Here is a 15,555-nt window from a genome sequence, read left to right as displayed (position 1 = left end):
GGGTACTTCTTCTTTCTGTTTCTCGGGACGTGGGAGGAGAGGGGTGCGGAGGGGTCCGGCGGTCAGCCGTGGACCGCCGCGGAGTGGGGGCGGGCGAGGTTGTCCGGGTGGAGGATCTCCTCGAGCCGCTCCGGGGTGAGCAGGCCCTTGGCCAGGACGAGGTCGCGGACGGAGGCGCCGGTGGTCAGGGCCTCCTGGGCGACGGCGGTGGCCTTCTCGTAGCCGATGTGCGGGTTGAGGGCGGTGGCCAGGCCGATGGACTGCCCGACCAGCTGGGCCAGGTGCTCGCGGTTGGCGGTGATGCCGGTGACGCACCGCTCGGCCAGCGTCAGGCAGCCGGACCGCAGGTGGGCGATGCTCTTGAGGAGGCTGTGCGCGATGACCGGCTCGAAGGCGTTGAGCTGGAGCTGGCCGGACTCGGCGGCCATGGTGACGGTCACGTCGTTGCCGATGACCTCGAAGGCGACCTGGTTGACGACCTCCGGGATCACCGGGTTGACCTTGCCGGGCATGATGCTCGAACCCGCCTGCACGGCCGGCAGGTTGATCTCGGCGAGACCGGCGCGCGGGCCGCAGGAGAGCAGCCGCAGGTCGTTGCAGGTCTTGGAGAGCTTGACGGCGATCCGCTTGAGCACACCGGACAGCTGGACGAACGCGCCCATGTCCTGGGTGGCCTCGACGAGGTCACCGGCGACGCTCAGCGGGATGCCCGTGATCGCGCCGAGGTGGCGGCAGGCGAGCTCGGGGTACTCGGGGTGGGCGTTGAGGCCGGTGCCGATGGCGGTGCCACCGAGGTTGATCTCCCGGAGCAGGGCGCGGGCCTCCTCCAGGCGGGCCCGGTCCTCGGCCAGCATGACGGCGTACGCGGCGAACTCCTGGCCCAGCGTCATGGGCACCGCGTCCTGGAGCTGGGTGCGGCCCATCTTGAGGACGTCCGCGAACTCCTCCGCCTTGGCGGCGAAGGCCAGCCGGAGGACCTCCATGGCCTCCAGCAGCCCGTCGGCGGCGAGCTGGAGGGAGAGCCGGACGGCGGTGGGGTAGACGTCGTTGGTGCTCTGCCCGGCGTTGACGTCCTCCAGGGGGTGGAGGCGGCGGTAGTCGCCCTTGGCGTGACCGAGGTGCTCCAGCGCCCGGTTGGCGATGACCTCGTTGGCGTTCATGTTGGTGGAGGTGCCGGCGCCGCCCTGGATCACGTCGACGACGAAGTGGTCGTGGAGGCGGCCGGCGCGGATCTCCTCGCAGGCCCGCACGATGGCGTCCGCCTTGTCGCCGGGCAGCAGGCCCAGGTCGCGGTTGGCCTGCGCGGCGGCCTGCTTGACGGCGGCCAGCGCGGTGACGAGGTCGGGGTACGCGGCGATCGGGGTGCCCGTGATGGGGAAGTTCTCCACGGCCCGCAGCGTGTGGACGCCGTAGTACGCGTGGGCGGGGACGTCCCGGTCGCCGAGGAGGTCGTGCTCGCTGCGGAACAGGGTGCTGTCGGGTGCGGTGGCGGGGTGGGGGACGGTGGCCGTCATCGGGGGTCCGATCGGGTGCGGTGGTGGTGGGGGGAGACGGTGGTGGGGGATCAGGCGTTCGCGCTGCGGGGTGATCAGGCCGCAGCGTGCGCGTCGGCGGCCGGCGCGGGGGCCCCGAGGGCCCGGCGCAGCGCCTCGGCGCGCGCGGCCGGGTCGGTGGCGGCGAGCGTCGCGGCGAGGACGGCTATGCGTGCCTGGCCGGCGCGCAGCGTGCCGGTGAGCACGGCTCCGCCGGCGACGAGGTCCACGGCGCCGCCGTGGGTGTAGATCTCGGCGACGGAGCCGCTGGGCACGCGCGTGGTCACGGCGACGAGCACACCGCGCGAGGCCGCGCCGGCGACGGCGGCGGCGATCTCCGGGGTGGCGTTGCCCGCGCCGGTCGCCACCAGGACGACGCCCTGGGCGCCCGCGCCGACGGCGGCGTCGAACAGGAGGGTGTCCGCGTCGCAGTGGTGCATGACGACGTCGACCCGGGGCAGCGGGCCGTCCGCCGCCGGCAGCGGGAGGGGCTCGGGCCGCTCGGGCCGCCGGTGGATGACGACGCCGCTGGGGCCCACGTCGGCGACGCGGCTCCCGGAGGGGTCGGCGAAGGCGTCGGCGGCCAGGGTCTGGACCTTGATCGTGCCGCGCGCGGCGTGCACCTGGCCGTCGAAGACGACGAGCACGCCGAGGTCGCGCACCGAGGCGGCGGTCAGGAGGGCGTCGTGGAGGTTGCGCGGCCCGTCGCCGTTGGGGTCCTCCAGCGGCAGCTGGGCGCCGGTGAAGACCACCGGGCGGGGGTCGGCGTGGTGGAGGTCCACGAAGAAGGCGGACTCCTCCAGGGTGTCCGTGCCGTGGGTGACGACGATGCCGGCCACGTCGGGGTCGGCCAGCACCTCGTGCACCGTGCGCAGCAGCGCGAGCTGGTCGGCGGTGGTCAGCCGGGCGCTGTTGACGCTCATCAGGTCCACGACCCGCACGCTCACGCCGTCGGGCACGGCGGCCGTCGCCAGGACGTCCCCGCCGCGGGCGTCGGCGGCGAAGCCGGACCCCTGCCAGCGGCTGGCGATCGTTCCGCCGGTGCTGATGACGACGACCTGTCCCACGTCGGCTCACTTCTGCTCGTAGTTCATGACCGTTGTGCGCGCCGGGGGCGCACGCCGGTTTGTTCGGGGCAACGATATGACGAATCGGGCGCAATCGGTTTGCCATGTCGGGCGCGGTGACGCGCGTAGCGTGGTGGATAATCGCGTGATGGACCAGATCGACAGGAATATCTTGCGCGAGCTCCAGAAGGACGGCCGACTGACCATCCAGGACCTCGCCCAGCGCGTGGGCCTCACCTCGTCCCCCTGTATGCGCCGCGTCCGCCAGCTGGAACAGGACGGCGTGATCCAGGGCTACCGGGCGGTGATCAACCCGGAGGCCGTCGGGCGGGGCTTCGAGGTGCTCGTCTCCATCGAGGTCAAGCGCGACCGGGAGGCGGTCGAGGCGTTCGAGGCCGCGCTCCAGGGCATCCCGGACGTGATCGAGGCGTACCGGCTCTTCGGCAGCCCGGGCTGTCTGCTGCGCATCGCGGTCGCCGACCTCACGGCCTACGAGCGGCTGTGGATCGAGCGCCTCACCACGCTGTCGGGCATCACCGAGGTCAACTCGCAGATCATCATGAAGCGGGTCAAGGAGCCGCGAGGTCTTCCCGTCGACGACTGACCTCGCACATGATGAGGCGTCATACAACGCTCAACGAAAGAGAAGCCAGGGGTATGTCCGTCATCCACCGCACCACCCTCACGCCCACCAAGGACGAGCTGCTCGCCTCCTGGCTGCCCTCCCGGCCGTGGTACCGCCCCGGAACGGGCGCGCCGCAGCTGACCAAGGCGGGTGGGTTCCGGCTGGACGACCCGGCCGGGGAGGTCGGGATCGAGTTCATGGTGACGACCGACGCGGCGGGCCCGGAGCCGGTCAGCTACCTGGTGCCGCTCACCTACCGGGGCGCCCCGCTGGAGGGCGCGGAGGACGCCCTCGTCGGGACCATGGACCACGGTGTGCTGGGCAAGCGCTGGGTCTACGACGGCTGCCACGACCCGGTGTTCACCACGGCGATCCTCGCCCTGATCGAGGGCCGGGCCCAGGCCCAGGCCCAGAGCGTCAGCGACACCCCCGACGACGGGATCGGCCGCTCCTTCACCGGGCAGGGCCCCGTGCCGGCGGCCTTCACCTCCGTCACCGACGGCACGGAGGCCACCGAGCTGACGGGGGCGCCGCACGGCGCCGCGCTCCGCCTGAACCGGGTCCTGCGCCCCGGCCCGGACACCGCACCCGAGGGCACGGCCGGTCACGTCCTGGGCTGGTGGAACCTCCAGGACGGCACCCGCGTCCAGGGCCTCTTCGCCACCCTGAGCATCACCACATCGCGGGACTGATCCGCGCTGCCCGTACCCGGCTCCGGCCGGGTACGGGCCCGGACGGCGCGGCGGCGGGTCAGTCGCAGAGGGACCCGTCGTCGAAGGCCGCGCCGTCGAGCGCGAGCGTCAACTTCTCGAGGAGCGCGCGCAGTTCCCCGGCCTCCTGGGCGGTGAAGCCCGTGGCCGTCGCGATCCGGACCGGCACGAGGGCCGCCTCCTCGCGCAGGGCCGTGCCCGCCGGGGTGAGGCGGACGAGCACGGACCGCTCGTCCCGCGCGCTGCGCTCGCGGTGCACGAGCCCGGCCGCCTCCAGGCGCTTGAGGAGCGGGGAGAGCGTCCCGGAGTCCAGGCGCAGGAGCTCGCCCAGCCGCTTCACGGGCAGCTCGGTGTGCTCCCAGAGGACCATCATCACCAGGTACTGCGGGTAGGTGAGGCCCAGGTCCTTGAGCAGCGTGCGATAGACGGCGCCGAACGCGCGGGAGGCGGCGTTCAGGGAGAAGCAGAGCTGCCGGTCCAGGCGGAGGAGGTCCTCGCGGGGCGCGCGCTCGGAGGGGGCGGTCGGCGGCTTCGTCATGCGCCCAGGGTATCTCGCCGGACATTTAATTGCGCACAACTCAATCGTGCACTACTTTGATGGGTGTCAGGCGGGCCGGAGAGGCCCTCGCCGCGATCTCCGAGAGGGATGGTTCCCATGGAAGCCCTGTACACCGCCGTCGCCACCGCCACCCACGGCCGTGAGGGCCGCGCCGTCAGCTCCGACGGCCTCCTCGACGTCCAGCTGGCCCTCCCCGCGCAGCTGGGCGGCAACGGCGCCGGCACGAACCCGGAGCAGCTGTTCGCCGCCGGGTACGCGGCGTGCTTCGCCAGCGCCCTGGGCCTGGTCGGCCGGCAGGCGAAGGTCGACCTCGGCGACGCCGCGGTGACCGCCGAGGTCGGCATCGGCAAGGAGGGCGAGGGCTTCGCGCTGGCGGTCACGCTGCGCGTGGAGCTGCCCGACGCGGTCGACGCCGCGACGGGCCGCAAGCTGGTCGAGCAGGCCCACCAGGTCTGCCCCTACTCCAACGCCACCCGCGGCAACATCCCGGTCGAGCTCGTCGTCGAGTGACGCCACGCGGCCGAAGCGGGCCCTCGACGGGGCCCGCCGGCCGCCGAACGAAGAGTTCTCGTCATCCTCGGACACCGCACACCCCGGTCCCCGCACGGCCTCCCCGCCGCCGACCCGGACATGTCGACCCCGACGCCGGCGGTGAACCACCGGGCCCGAACGGCCCAATCGATCTTCCCCCAAAGGCCCTTGACACGCCGACCGGAGTGACTCAAGTGGCCAGAGGGTCCTCCGATCCGTATGTGGCGTGAATCCGACCCACCCGGCCGCCCGCTTTCGACCGGTGCCATCCCGGCCTGATTCACTCCCGCCGGAGCGCCGTCACCGCAGGTCACCGCCGTGGGCAGCCGCGCTCCGCAGGCCGTTACGGGCCCCGAGACGGAAGGACCTGGGATGTCGACCTCAGCGCTGCCGGACCAGCCGGAGCAGCAGGAGTACTCCGGTGCCCAGGCACAGCTCAGCCTGGGCATCGCGGCGGCGCGGAACCTCGCGACCACCACCAAGTCCCTGCCGCAGATGCAGGGCATCAGCTCGCGCTGGCTGATCCGCATGCTGCCGTGGGTCCAGGTCAGCGGCGGCACCTACCGGGTCAACCGGCGGCTCGTCTACGAGGTCGGGGACGGCCGCGTGACCTTCGTCCAGGAGGGCGCGAGCGTCAGGGTCGTCCCCGCCGAGCTCGGCGAGCTGCCCCTGCTGCGCGGCTTCGCCGACATGGGCGTCCTGCGCGCCCTGGCCGACCGCTTCGAGCAGCGGGAGTACGAGCCCGGCCAGGTCATCACCGAGGCCGGCCGGCCCACCGACCACGTGTACCTGATCGCCCACGGCAAGGTGGAGAAGCTCGGCACCGGCCACTACGGCGAGGACACCCGCCGGGGCGTGCTGGCCGACGGCGGCTTCTTCGGCGGGCGGACCCTGGACCCCGAGCCCGGCGACTGGGACGTGACGGCCCGCGCCCTGACCGCCTGCACCGTACTCGCCCTGCCGCGCCACGCGTACGAGGAGGTGGCCGGCCGCAGCGAGGCGCTGCGCGCCCACGTCCAGCGGCGCCGCGCCGAGGGCGAGCGCCCCCGCAACAAGCGCGGCGAGGCCGACATCGCCCTCGCCGCCGGGCACACCGGCGAGCCGGTCCTCCCGGGCACCTTCGTCGACTACGAGCTCGAACCGCGCGAGTACGAGCTGAGCGTCGCCCAGACCGTCCTGCGGGTCCACAGCCGGGTCGCCGACCTCTACAACGACCCCATGAACCAGGTCGAGCAGCAACTGCGCCTGACCGTCGAGGCGCTGCGCGAACGCCAGGAGCACGAGCTCGTCAACAACCGCGAGTTCGGTCTGCTGCACAACGTCGACTACAGCCAGCGCGTCCAGACCCACTCCGGCCCGCCCACCCCGGACGACATGGACGAGCTGCTGAGCATGCGCCGCAGCACCAAGTTCTTCCTCGCCCACCCGAAGGCCATCGCCGCCCTCGGCCGCGAGTGCAACAAGCGCGGGCTCGCCTTCGACACCGCCGACGTCAACGGCCACGGCATGCCCGCCTGGCGCGGCGTGCCGATCCTGCCCTGCGGCAAGATCCCCGTCACGGACGAGGGCACCTCCTCGATCCTCGCCATGCGCACCGGCGAGTCCGCCGGCGGCGTGGTCGGCCTGTGGCAGACCGGCATCCCCGACGAGTACGAGCCCGGCCTGAACGTCCGCTTCATGGGCATCAACGACCAGGCCGTCATCTCCTACCTGGTCAGCACCTACTACTCCGCCGCCGTGCTCGTGCCGGACGCCCTCGGCGTGCTCGAGAACGTCCAGATCGCCGGCGCGCCTTCCTGACACCGCCGCACCCGAGAACGGAGAGGAACGGAGAGAACCGGTGTCGCTGCTGTCCCGCATGTCCGCGCCCTCGGCCACCCACGACGTGGCGAGGCTGGTGGCCACACTGCTGTCCCACCGGAGCGGGGCGGCACCCCTCGTGCCCGGCGCCCGCGCCGCGCACGGCGACGTCCACCGGCGCGCGGCGTCCGTGCCGGAGGCGCTCCGGGCCGTGCCCACCGGGCCGACCGGCCTCGGCACCTCCGGCCTCCGGATCCCGCCCGCCCGGCCCGCCACCGGGACGCCGACCGGGGCGCCGACCGCGGCGACGAGCGCGTCCGGTATGTCGAACGCCGTCGTCCCCGAGCTGTACTGCCCGCCGCCACTCCGCGACGATCGGGCCCTCGGCGAGGAGGTCAACGACCGGCTCGTCGCCTGGGCCGAGAAGATCGGCATCTACCCGGAGCGGCTCGACCGCGTCCGGAGCACCGACCTCGGGCGCATGATGATGCTCGTCCACCCCCAGACCGACGACCCGGACCGGCTGCTGGCGGCCGCCCGGTGCGCGCTCGCCGAGTGGGCCACGGACGACTACTACTGCGACGACGAGACCATGGGCTCCTCCCCGGCCCACCTAGGCGCCCACCTCGGGACCGCCCTCGCGGCCGTCGACCCCGCCCACCTCCCCGAGCCCCACGCCTCGGAGCTCGACGAGGCCCTGCGCGCGGACCCCGTCCGCGCCGCCCTCCGGTCCGGCTTCGAGCACCTCGCCCGCTACGCCGACCCGAGCCAGCTGGCCCGGGTGCGCCAGGAGATCGGCGGACTGTTCGTCGGATACGGGCAGGAGGGCTCCTGGCGCAGCACGGGGAAGATGCCCGCCGTCTGGGAGTACCTCGCCCACCGGCGCTTCAACAGCTTCCTGCCCTGCATCGCCCTCGTCGACGTGATGGACGGACACCCGCTGTCCGCCGCCGAGTACGCCGAACCGCGCGTGCGCCGCGTCGTCACCATGGCGGGCACCGCGAGCACGCTCGTGAACGACCTCTACTCGATGGCCAAGGAGAAGGACGCCACCGGCCTCCACTTCAACCTGCCCGCGGCGATCGTCGCGGAGGAGAAGTGCTCGCTCCGGGAGGCCGTCGAGCGAAGCGCCGCGATCCACGACGAGCTCGTGCGCTCCTTCGAGAGGGAGGCGGCCGCCCTCAGCCTCACCGGCTCCCCGGCCCTGCGCCGCTTCCTGGCCGGCGTGTGGGCCTGGCTCGGCGGCAACAAGGCCTGGCACGCCGGCAGCGCCCGCTACGGCACGTCGTAAGTTGTACACCGTTAAGGAGAACGAGTTGACCACCACGCCCTCCGCCCCCGCGGCAGTCCTGCGCACCGAGTTCCAGAAGGCGGTGGCCGCGTACTGGAACACCAACCAGCAGGACCCGGTCAACCTGCGCCTGGGCGAGGTCGACGACCTGTACCACCACCACTACGGGCTCGGCGACTACGACCCCTCGGTCCTGGAGGGGCCCGCGGCGACCCGGGAGCAGCGGATCATCGAGGAGATGCACCGCCTGGAGACCGCCCAGGCCGATGTCCTCCTCGACCACCTGGGCGCCATCACCCCTCAGGACCGCCTCCTGGACGGCGGTTCCGGCCGCGGCGGCACGAGCGTCATGGCGCACCAGCGCTTCGGCTGCGCGGTGGACGGCGTGTCGATCTCGGAGTACCAGGTCGGCTTCGCCAACGAGCAGGCGCGCAAGCGCGGTATCGACGAGAGCGTGAAGTTCCACTTCCGCAACATGCTCGACACCGGCTTCGAGACCGCCTCCCGCCGGGCGATCTGGACCAACGAGACCACCATGTACGTGGACCTCTTCGAGCTGTTCGGCGAGTTCTCCCGGCTCCTGGAGTTCGGCGGCCGGTACGTGTGCATCACCGGCTGCTCCAACGACGTCAAGGGCCTGCGCTCCAAGGCGGTCAGCCGCATCGACGAGCACTACACCTGCAACATCCACCCGCGCAGCACGTACTTCAAGGCCCTGGCCGCGAACGGCCTGACGCCGATCAGCGTCGTGGACCTCACCCCCGCCACCATCCCCTACTGGGAGCTGCGCGCGAAGTCCGAGGTGGCCACGGGCATCGAGGAGGCGTTCCTCACCGCGTACAAGGAAGGCAGCTTCCACTACCTGCTCATCGCCGCCGACCGCGTCTGACGCGCGCCGGGTCCACTCGGGTCTACTCCTCCGTGAGGGCGCTCCGCACCTCCTTGCCGGCCTCGTCGAGCTGCTTGGGGGACCTCTCGCGCAGCGCCTTCTCACGGTCGGCTCTCGGCAGTCCGCTCAGGAAGAACCTGGCGTCGTCGGAGAGCTGCTGACGCTTGTCGTCCATGTCTTTGTCCTTGGCCACGGGACCTCCCTCGATCCGGCCGGAACGCTCTTCCTCACAGTGGACAGCGTCCGTGCCGAGTCGGCTCCCGGAGGCGTCCAAGTGGATGAACGCCGCGAGACGCCCTTCATTCGCCAATTTTCTGCCCGATTTCGGGCAGGAGCGTGGATGTTTCATGGTCCCGTGCCTAGGGTGATCGCTTGTGTTCGAGCCCAAGCGAAAGGACAGCCGCATGCGTTCGCTCCCCACCGGCGTCGAGGCCGTGGTCTTCGACTGTGACGGCCTGCTGGTCGACACCGAGCCCTGCTGGACCGTCGCGGAGACGGCCGTCTTCGCGGCGCACGGCCACCCCTTCGGTCCCGAACAGAAGGCGCTGGTCATCGGCCGGACCCTGGAAGCCGCGGGCGAGGCCATGGCCGGGTACTTCGGGCGCCCCGGCGCCGGCGCCGAGATCGCCGACGAACTCCTGCGCAGGGTCCGCAAGGAGCTCGCCCAGGGCGCCGCGGCGCTCCCCGGGGCGGCGGAACTGGTGCGTGCCTGCCGGGCGGCCGTCCCCGTCGCCGTGGCCAGCAACAGCCCCCGGGAACTGCTGGACGCGGCGCTGGGATCGGCCGGCCTCGCCGAGTACTTCACCCACTCGTTCGCCGCCGACGAGGTGCGTCATCCCAAGCCCGCGCCGGAGCTCTATCTGACGGCGTGCGCGACACTCGGCGCGGCTCCCGCGCGTTCCGTCGCCTTCGAGGACTCGGCGACGGGCATCGCCGCGGCGCGTGCCGCCGGGCTCTACGTCGCGGTCGTGCCGTCCCTCCCGGGAACGGACCTCGACCACGACTGGCTGGGCACCGGCCTGACCGCACCCGACATACAGGACTGGGCGAGGAACCTGGCTCCGGTGGGTCAACTCCCCTGATACGCGTCGTCGTTGAGGCGGGAGACACCCACAAGGGGTCAAGGGCGAGCACGTGATCATCAGAGCGGATGAACATATCGCCATCTGTCACGTCAGCGGTTTTTCATACGCAAGACTCTCTCTTGCCAGAGCTTTTGCACTGTCTCCCCCCACAAATCAAGGAGAGCACATGAGCATCCGCAACGCCGCCGCCGTCACGGTGATGGCCGCCGCCGCCATCGGCGCCGGCGCCACCGCCGCCACCGCCGACCAGGCGCACGGCTCGGCCTGCAAGTCCCCGGGCGTCGCCGCCGGGAACGTCGCCCAGGTCGCGCCCCGCGTCTCCCCGAACGTCGGCGGCAACGTCATCTCGGTCGTCGGCGTCCTCAACAGCTCCCACGGCAACGCGCTCATCAACAAGTAAGCGGCCCTGACCTCCCGGTCACGGCCCAGCACGTCCCCCCACCCGAGCAGAGGTGGCCGGCACCGTCCCACCCGGACGGAACCGGCCACCTCTGTGGCATGTGCGGAGGGGAAAACCGGGTGCGCCGCTCGCGCGTGGCCGGTTACGGTGAGTCCATGTCTACGCCCCGAATTTCCTAGCGAAGGACCCGCTTCCACGCCAGAAGTGTGTCCTTTTGCTTTTTCGGAGCGTCATCCCATGATCACCGTTCGTGATGCCGAGCTGCGCGCGGGCGCGCGCCTCCTGCTGTCCGGCATTTCCTTCACCGTCTCGCCCGGCGACCGCGTCGGCCTCGTCGGCCGCAACGGCGCGGGCAAGACCACCCTCATGACCGCCCTCGCCGGGCTGGCCCGCCCCGCCGCCGGCACCGTCACCCGCACCGGCCCCGTCGGCCACCTGGCCCAGGACTCCCGTGCCGCCGACCCCGCCGTCACCGTCACCGACCGCATCCTCTCCGCGCGCGGCCTCGACCGGGCCCTGCGCCGGCTGCGCGCGGCCGGGACCGCCATGGCCGAGGCCGACGGCCCCGGCGCGCTGGACCGGGCGATGAACGCCTACGCCCGCGCCGAAGCCGCCTTCCAGGCGGCGGGCGGCTACGCGGCCGAAGCCGAGGCCGCGCGCGTCGCCGCCGGACTCGGACTGCCCGACCGTGTCATGGGCGAACCGGTCGGCGTCCTCTCCGGCGGGCAACGACGCCGGGTGGAACTCGCCCGCATCCTCTTCGCCGGACACGACGACGGCACCCTCCTGCTGGACGAGCCCACCAACCACCTCGACGCCGACTCCGTCGCCTGGCTGCGCGCCTTCCTCCAAGGACACCGCGGCGGCCTGATCGTGATCAGCCACGACACCTCCCTGCTCGCCGACGTCGTCAACCGCGTCTTCCACCTCGACCCCCGACGCGCCACCATCGACATCCACAACACCGGCTGGGCCACCTACCTGACCCAGCGGGAGACCGACGAGCGCCGCCGGGCACGCGAGCGCGCCAACGCCGAACGCAAGGCCGCCGCCCTCCACGCCCAGGCCGACAAGATGAAGGCGCGCTCCGCCACCGCCGTCATGGCCAGGAGCATGACGCGCCGGGCCGACCGCATGCTCGCCGGCCTCGAACCGGCCCGGCACACGGAGAAGGTCGCCAGGATCCGCCTGCCCGAACCGGAACCCTGCGGACGCACGCCCCTCGGCGCGATCAGCCTGACCAAGTCCTACGGCGACCACCCCGTGCTCACCGGCGTCGACCTCGCCGTCGACCGTGGCAGCCGCCTCGTCGTCCTCGGCCTCAACGGCGCGGGCAAGACCACCTTGCTGCGCGTCCTCGCCGGAACGGAACTCCCGGACAGCGGCCGGGTGACGCACGGACACGGGCTGCGGCTGGGCTACTTCGCCCAGGAGCACGACACCCTCGCCCGGGACCGCACCGTCCGCGAGAACCTCGCCGACGCCGCACCCCACCTGACGGACGGTGAGATACGACGCGTCCTCGGCGCGTTCCTCTTCTCCGGGGACGACGCCGACAAACCCGCCGGGGTCCTCTCGGGCGGGGAGAAGACCCGCCTCGCCCTGGCCGGGCTCGTCCACTCCGGCGCGAACGTCCTGCTGCTGGACGAACCCACCAACAACCTCGACCCCGCCTCCCGCGACGAGGTGCTGGCCGCCGTCGGCTCGTACCCCGGCGCGATCGTGATGGTCACGCACGACGAGGGCGCCATCGACGCCCTGCGCCCCGACCGCGTCCTGCTGCTGCCGGACGCCGACGAGGATCTGTGGAGCGAGGACTACCGGGACCTGGTCTCCCTCGCCTGACGCGCCGCGAGCGCGGGCGGTTACGCTCTTCCCCCTGACGATCATGAAATCGAGCCAGGGGGAAGAGCCGTGCGCGACGCCGTCGTGACGACCGAAGGCGACCGGATCCGCTGGGCCGAACTGCCGGGACGGGAACCCACGCGCGTCTACGTGCACGGCCTGGGGGCCACGTCGCCCGCCTACTTCGCGGGCGTCGCGGCCCACCCGCTGCTGGCCGGTCACCGGTCCCTGCTCGTCGACCTGCTCGGGCACGGCATCAGCGACCGGCCCGTCACCTTCGACTACACGTTGGAGGGGCACGCCGACGCGCTCGCCGCCGCGCTGACCGCCGCCGGCGCCGACGGCGCGGAGGTGATCGCGCACAGCATGGGCGGCGCGGTCGCCGTCGTCCTGGCCGCCCGCCACCCGCGCCTGGTCTCCCGGCTGGTGCTCGTCGACGCGAACCTCGACCCGATCCCGGCCACGCCCGGCTCCGGAGGCAGCAGCGGCATCGCCGCCCATACGGAGGAGGAATTCCTGGCCGGCGGCTGGCGGGAGGTCCGCGACCGGGCCGGTGCGCACTGGTGGTCCACCATGCGGCTGGCCGGCCTCGAAGCGCTGCACCGCAGCGCGGTCCACCTCACCCGGGGGAGCGTGCCCATCATGCGCGAACTCCTCATGGAGCTCACCATTCCGCGCACGTATCTGCTGCCGGAGGCGGACGGTCCGCTCCCCGGCGCCGACGCGCTCGCCGAGGCCGGGGTCGCCGTGGTCCCGATACCCGACTGCGGGCACAACATCATGCTCGACAACCCCGAGGCATTCGCCCGCGCCACCGCGAACGCGCTCGCGCCGACCACCACGACAGTGGGAACCCCTGTTCGTTGAGTCACTGCCGGGTGCCGATCACCGCCCCGGTACGACCAAGGGGAGAGGCGAACGATGACCACCGAGGAGAACGAGGAGAACACCGGGAACACCGAGGGGAACACCGCGCGCGCCAAGCGGAGGAAGCGCTCGGGGTGGCGGGAGATACCCCTCCTGATCGGCCTGGCCCTCGTGCTCGCGCTGGCGATCAAAACCTTCCTCGTGCAGCCGTTCTCCATCCCCTCCGGCTCGATGGAGAACACCCTCCGGACGGACGACCGGGTGCTGGTCGACAAGCTCACGCCCTGGTTCGGGGGAGCGCCGCACCGGGGCGAGGTCGTGGTCTTCAAGGACCCGGGCGGCTGGCTGTCCGGCCAACCCCCGGAGCGGAGCAACGCCTTTCAGCGGGGGGTGCGAAAGTCCCTCGCCTTCGTCGGCCTGATGCCCTCGGCGGACGAGAAGGACCTGATCAAGCGGGTGATCGGGGTCGGCGGTGACACCGTGGAGTGCAAGCGCGGCGAGCCCGTGAAGGTCAACGGCAAGCCCCTGGACGAGCCGTACATCCACCCGGGCGCCACCCCGTGCGACGACATGCCCGTCGGCACGGTGAAGGTACCCGAGGACCACCTGTGGGTCATGGGCGACCATCGCGACGACTCACGCGACTCCCGCGCCCATGTCCACGAGCCGGGCGGCGGATTCGTGCCCGTCGACAACGTGATCGGCCGGGCCGTCGTCGTCGCCTGGCCCGTCTCCCGGTGGGCCACCCTGCCCGTGCCCGGCACGTTCGACCGGTAGCACGCCGTACGGCCGGTGGCACGGCGCACGGGCCGGTGGCAGGACGCGGGACCCGGGCGTCAGGCCCGGCAAGGGGTCAGCAGCACGGGCCTCTCCGGGGCGGTGGCCGTCAGGCACCGCCCGCTGGCCTGGCTGCGGATGTCCGGGCCCTGCACGAAGAACCGCTGGCCGGCGGACCCGTTGCAAGGCCGCATCACCGTGGGTCTGTCCAGGCCGGTGGCCGTGAGGCACATACCGCTGGACTGGTTGCGGATGTCCCCTCCCTGCGACATGAACCGCTGCTCCGGCGCGTCCCGGCAACCCCGGGTGGTCACGGCACTGTCGGCACCACCCATGGCCGTCAGGCAGAGCCCGCTGGTCCGTTGGACGATGACGGCGCGCGGGTTGTTCACCACCCACTCCTGGGCCGGGGACGCGGCGATGGCGGAGGCGGGGGTTCCGAGGAACCCACCACCGGCGAGGGCGAGTGCCATGGTGGCGACGACGGCGCGCGTACGCATGAAGCGACCTCTCGGAAACGGGCGCGGGCACGGACACTGGCACCGTTTCCGGGAACCGGCCCGGGCACACCCCACCTCACCCGTACGGGTCCCGAGGGGCCGACGGCTCAGGGTGCCTCGCCGAAGAGTACGGCCAGGCCGTCCAGGAGCCGCTGCAGGCCGAACTCGAACAGGTCGTCGAGGTCGAAGTCGTACCCGGTCGTGGCGAGGCGCCGCATCCTCGGGAACCGGTCGCCGGCCAGTACGGCGAGCAGCGCGGGCTCCTGACCGGCCATCCACTCCTCGCTGTCCAGGCCGCTGAGCGCCTCCGCTTCCGCTTCCATCTCGACGTTGACGGCGGTGCCGCGCACATAGTTGAACAGCGTGAGGTGGGCGGTGAACGCGGTCGAGGGGTCGAGACCGCGCCTGTCCAGGGCGTCGAGCACCCATTCGCTGAACGGCAGCGCACTGACGACCATCTGCGGCCGGGTGAACGAGAGCGCCGGTGCGAGCCAGGGGTGGCGGCGGAACATCTCCCACAGCGTCCGGGCGACGAGCTCCAGCCGCTCCCGCCAGCCCTCCGGGGGGTTCTCGGGCAACGACCACCGGCGGAACGCCGCGTCCATCATCTCCAGCACCAGGGCGTCCTTGTCGGCCACGTGCCGGTACAGCGACATGGTCGCCACCTCCAGCTCGGCGGCGACCCGGCGCATCGAGGCGGCCGCCAGTCCCTCCGCGTCGGCCACCGCGACGGCCGCCTCGACGATCCGCTCCAGGGTGAGCCCCTGGTCCGCGCCGCCCTTGCGGCGCTGGGGGGCCGGCTGTTCCGGTCGTCGTACGCCGGGCTCGACGACCGTCCCGACGCCCGGGACGGCGCGGACCAGGCCCTGGTTGCGGAGCTCGGTGAGCACCTTGGTCGCGGTCGCCATCGCGACGCCCCACTGCCGGGTGATCTCCCGGGTCGAGGGCACCTGGTCGCCCGGCGCCAGCTCGCCCGTCTCGATCCGCTGCCGCAGTTCGGCGACGATCCGCGTGTAGCGGGGTGCTGCCTGCCCGTTCACTGTTTCCTCCGCACTAGTGCACCTGACCGCACATCAT

Annotated in this window: 16 protein-coding genes and 1 pseudogene; 11 read left to right on the top strand and 6 right to left on the bottom strand. The window is 72.3% G+C overall.

Features of this window, described 5'->3' with window-relative positions:
* Positions 1–62: 62 nt before the first annotated feature.
* Together aspA and ACX9I7_RS21695 are read right to left on the bottom strand one after the other, a co-directional pair.
* On the bottom strand, positions 63–1,514 hold the full coding sequence (gene aspA / locus ACX9I7_RS21700; protein ID WP_459388252.1) for an aspartate ammonia-lyase: 1,452 nt from the start codon (positions 1,512–1,514) through the stop codon (positions 63–65).
* Between the two features lie 74 nt (positions 1,515–1,588).
* The gene (locus ACX9I7_RS21695) at positions 1,589–2,599 is read right to left on the bottom strand and encodes an asparaginase (RefSeq protein ID WP_459388251.1); all 1,011 of its coding nucleotides are present in this window, start codon (positions 2,597–2,599) and stop codon (positions 1,589–1,591) included.
* Positions 2,600–2,747: 148 nt separating this feature from the next.
* On the opposite strand from ACX9I7_RS21695, the gene ACX9I7_RS21690 reads away from it, so the two are divergent.
* Both ACX9I7_RS21690 and ACX9I7_RS21685 read left to right on the top strand, forming a co-directional pair.
* Positions 2,748–3,203 carry an Lrp/AsnC family transcriptional regulator gene (locus ACX9I7_RS21690; protein WP_387570111.1) on the top strand — a complete coding sequence of 152 codons (456 nt, stop codon included), beginning with the start codon at positions 2,748–2,750 and terminating at the stop codon, positions 3,201–3,203.
* A 53-nt stretch (positions 3,204–3,256) separates the two neighbouring features.
* Positions 3,257–3,916, top strand: coding sequence for a maltokinase N-terminal cap-like domain-containing protein (locus tag ACX9I7_RS21685; RefSeq protein ID WP_459388250.1), 660 nt, complete (start codon positions 3,257–3,259; stop codon positions 3,914–3,916).
* A gap of 58 nt (positions 3,917–3,974) precedes the next feature.
* Here ACX9I7_RS21685 and ACX9I7_RS21680 read toward each other — a convergent pair whose 3' ends face one another.
* Positions 3,975–4,472: a MarR family winged helix-turn-helix transcriptional regulator gene (locus ACX9I7_RS21680; protein WP_387570116.1), complete on the bottom strand. Its 498-nt coding sequence runs from the start codon at positions 4,470–4,472 to the stop codon at positions 3,975–3,977.
* A 117-nt stretch (positions 4,473–4,589) separates the two neighbouring features.
* Between ACX9I7_RS21680 and ACX9I7_RS21675 the strand changes: the two genes are divergently transcribed.
* The 4 genes from ACX9I7_RS21675 to ACX9I7_RS21660 all read left to right on the top strand — a co-directional run bounded on the left by ACX9I7_RS21675 (position 4,590) and on the right by ACX9I7_RS21660 (position 9,004).
* On the top strand, positions 4,590–5,003 hold the full coding sequence (locus ACX9I7_RS21675) for an organic hydroperoxide resistance protein (protein WP_189456210.1): 414 nt from the start codon (positions 4,590–4,592) through the stop codon (positions 5,001–5,003).
* A 393-nt stretch (positions 5,004–5,396) separates the two neighbouring features.
* Complete coding sequence (locus tag ACX9I7_RS21670; RefSeq protein WP_459388249.1) at positions 5,397–6,824, top strand: family 2B encapsulin nanocompartment shell protein; 1,428 nt, start codon at positions 5,397–5,399, stop codon at positions 6,822–6,824.
* A gap of 40 nt (positions 6,825–6,864) precedes the next feature.
* A complete protein-coding gene (locus tag ACX9I7_RS21665) occupies positions 6,865–8,115 on the top strand; it encodes a family 2 encapsulin nanocompartment cargo protein terpene cyclase (RefSeq protein ID WP_459388248.1) in 1,251 nt (416 codons plus the stop codon).
* A 25-nt stretch (positions 8,116–8,140) separates the two neighbouring features.
* Positions 8,141–9,004: a geranyl diphosphate 2-C-methyltransferase gene (locus tag ACX9I7_RS21660; protein ID WP_392756514.1), complete on the top strand. Its 864-nt coding sequence runs from the start codon at positions 8,141–8,143 to the stop codon at positions 9,002–9,004.
* Between the two features lie 22 nt (positions 9,005–9,026).
* Here ACX9I7_RS21660 and ACX9I7_RS21655 read toward each other — a convergent pair whose 3' ends face one another.
* The gene (locus ACX9I7_RS21655; protein WP_459388247.1) at positions 9,027–9,197 is read right to left on the bottom strand and encodes a hypothetical protein; all 171 of its coding nucleotides are present in this window, start codon (positions 9,195–9,197) and stop codon (positions 9,027–9,029) included.
* Positions 9,198–9,408: 211 nt separating this feature from the next.
* Here ACX9I7_RS21655 and ACX9I7_RS21650 point away from each other — a divergent pair, with 211 nt between their 5' ends.
* From ACX9I7_RS21650 to lepB, 5 genes and pseudogenes are all read left to right on the top strand, one after another.
* A complete protein-coding gene (locus ACX9I7_RS21650) occupies positions 9,409–10,086 on the top strand; it encodes an HAD family hydrolase (protein ID WP_459388246.1) in 678 nt (225 codons plus the stop codon).
* Between the two features lie 169 nt (positions 10,087–10,255).
* Positions 10,256–10,489 (top strand): chaplin family protein, encoded by a 234-nt coding sequence (locus ACX9I7_RS21645; RefSeq protein WP_387570128.1) that lies wholly within the window; start codon positions 10,256–10,258, stop codon positions 10,487–10,489.
* A 237-nt stretch (positions 10,490–10,726) separates the two neighbouring features.
* A complete protein-coding gene (locus ACX9I7_RS21640) occupies positions 10,727–12,334 on the top strand; it encodes an ABC-F family ATP-binding cassette domain-containing protein (protein ID WP_459388245.1) in 1,608 nt (535 codons plus the stop codon).
* A 69-nt stretch (positions 12,335–12,403) separates the two neighbouring features.
* On the top strand, positions 12,404–13,201 hold the full coding sequence (locus ACX9I7_RS21635; protein ID WP_459388244.1) for an alpha/beta fold hydrolase: 798 nt from the start codon (positions 12,404–12,406) through the stop codon (positions 13,199–13,201).
* Between the two features lie 54 nt (positions 13,202–13,255).
* Positions 13,256–13,975: pseudogene (gene lepB, locus ACX9I7_RS21630) on the top strand (signal peptidase I); the annotation flags it as partial.
* A gap of 62 nt (positions 13,976–14,037) precedes the next feature.
* Here the strand turns inward: lepB and ACX9I7_RS21625 are convergent.
* Positions 14,038–14,478, bottom strand: coding sequence for an RICIN domain-containing protein (locus tag ACX9I7_RS21625; RefSeq protein WP_459388243.1), 441 nt, complete (start codon positions 14,476–14,478; stop codon positions 14,038–14,040).
* Positions 14,479–14,585: 107 nt separating this feature from the next.
* Positions 14,586–15,518 (bottom strand): TetR/AcrR family transcriptional regulator C-terminal domain-containing protein, encoded by a 933-nt coding sequence (locus tag ACX9I7_RS21620; RefSeq protein ID WP_459388242.1) that lies wholly within the window; start codon positions 15,516–15,518, stop codon positions 14,586–14,588.
* Positions 15,519–15,555: the final 37 nt, after the last annotated feature.

The sequence above is a fragment of the Streptomyces sp. L500 genome (assembly GCF_054551825.1).
Note: the sequence above shows the minus strand (reverse complement) of the source record. Positions and strands in the feature narration are given on the sequence as shown.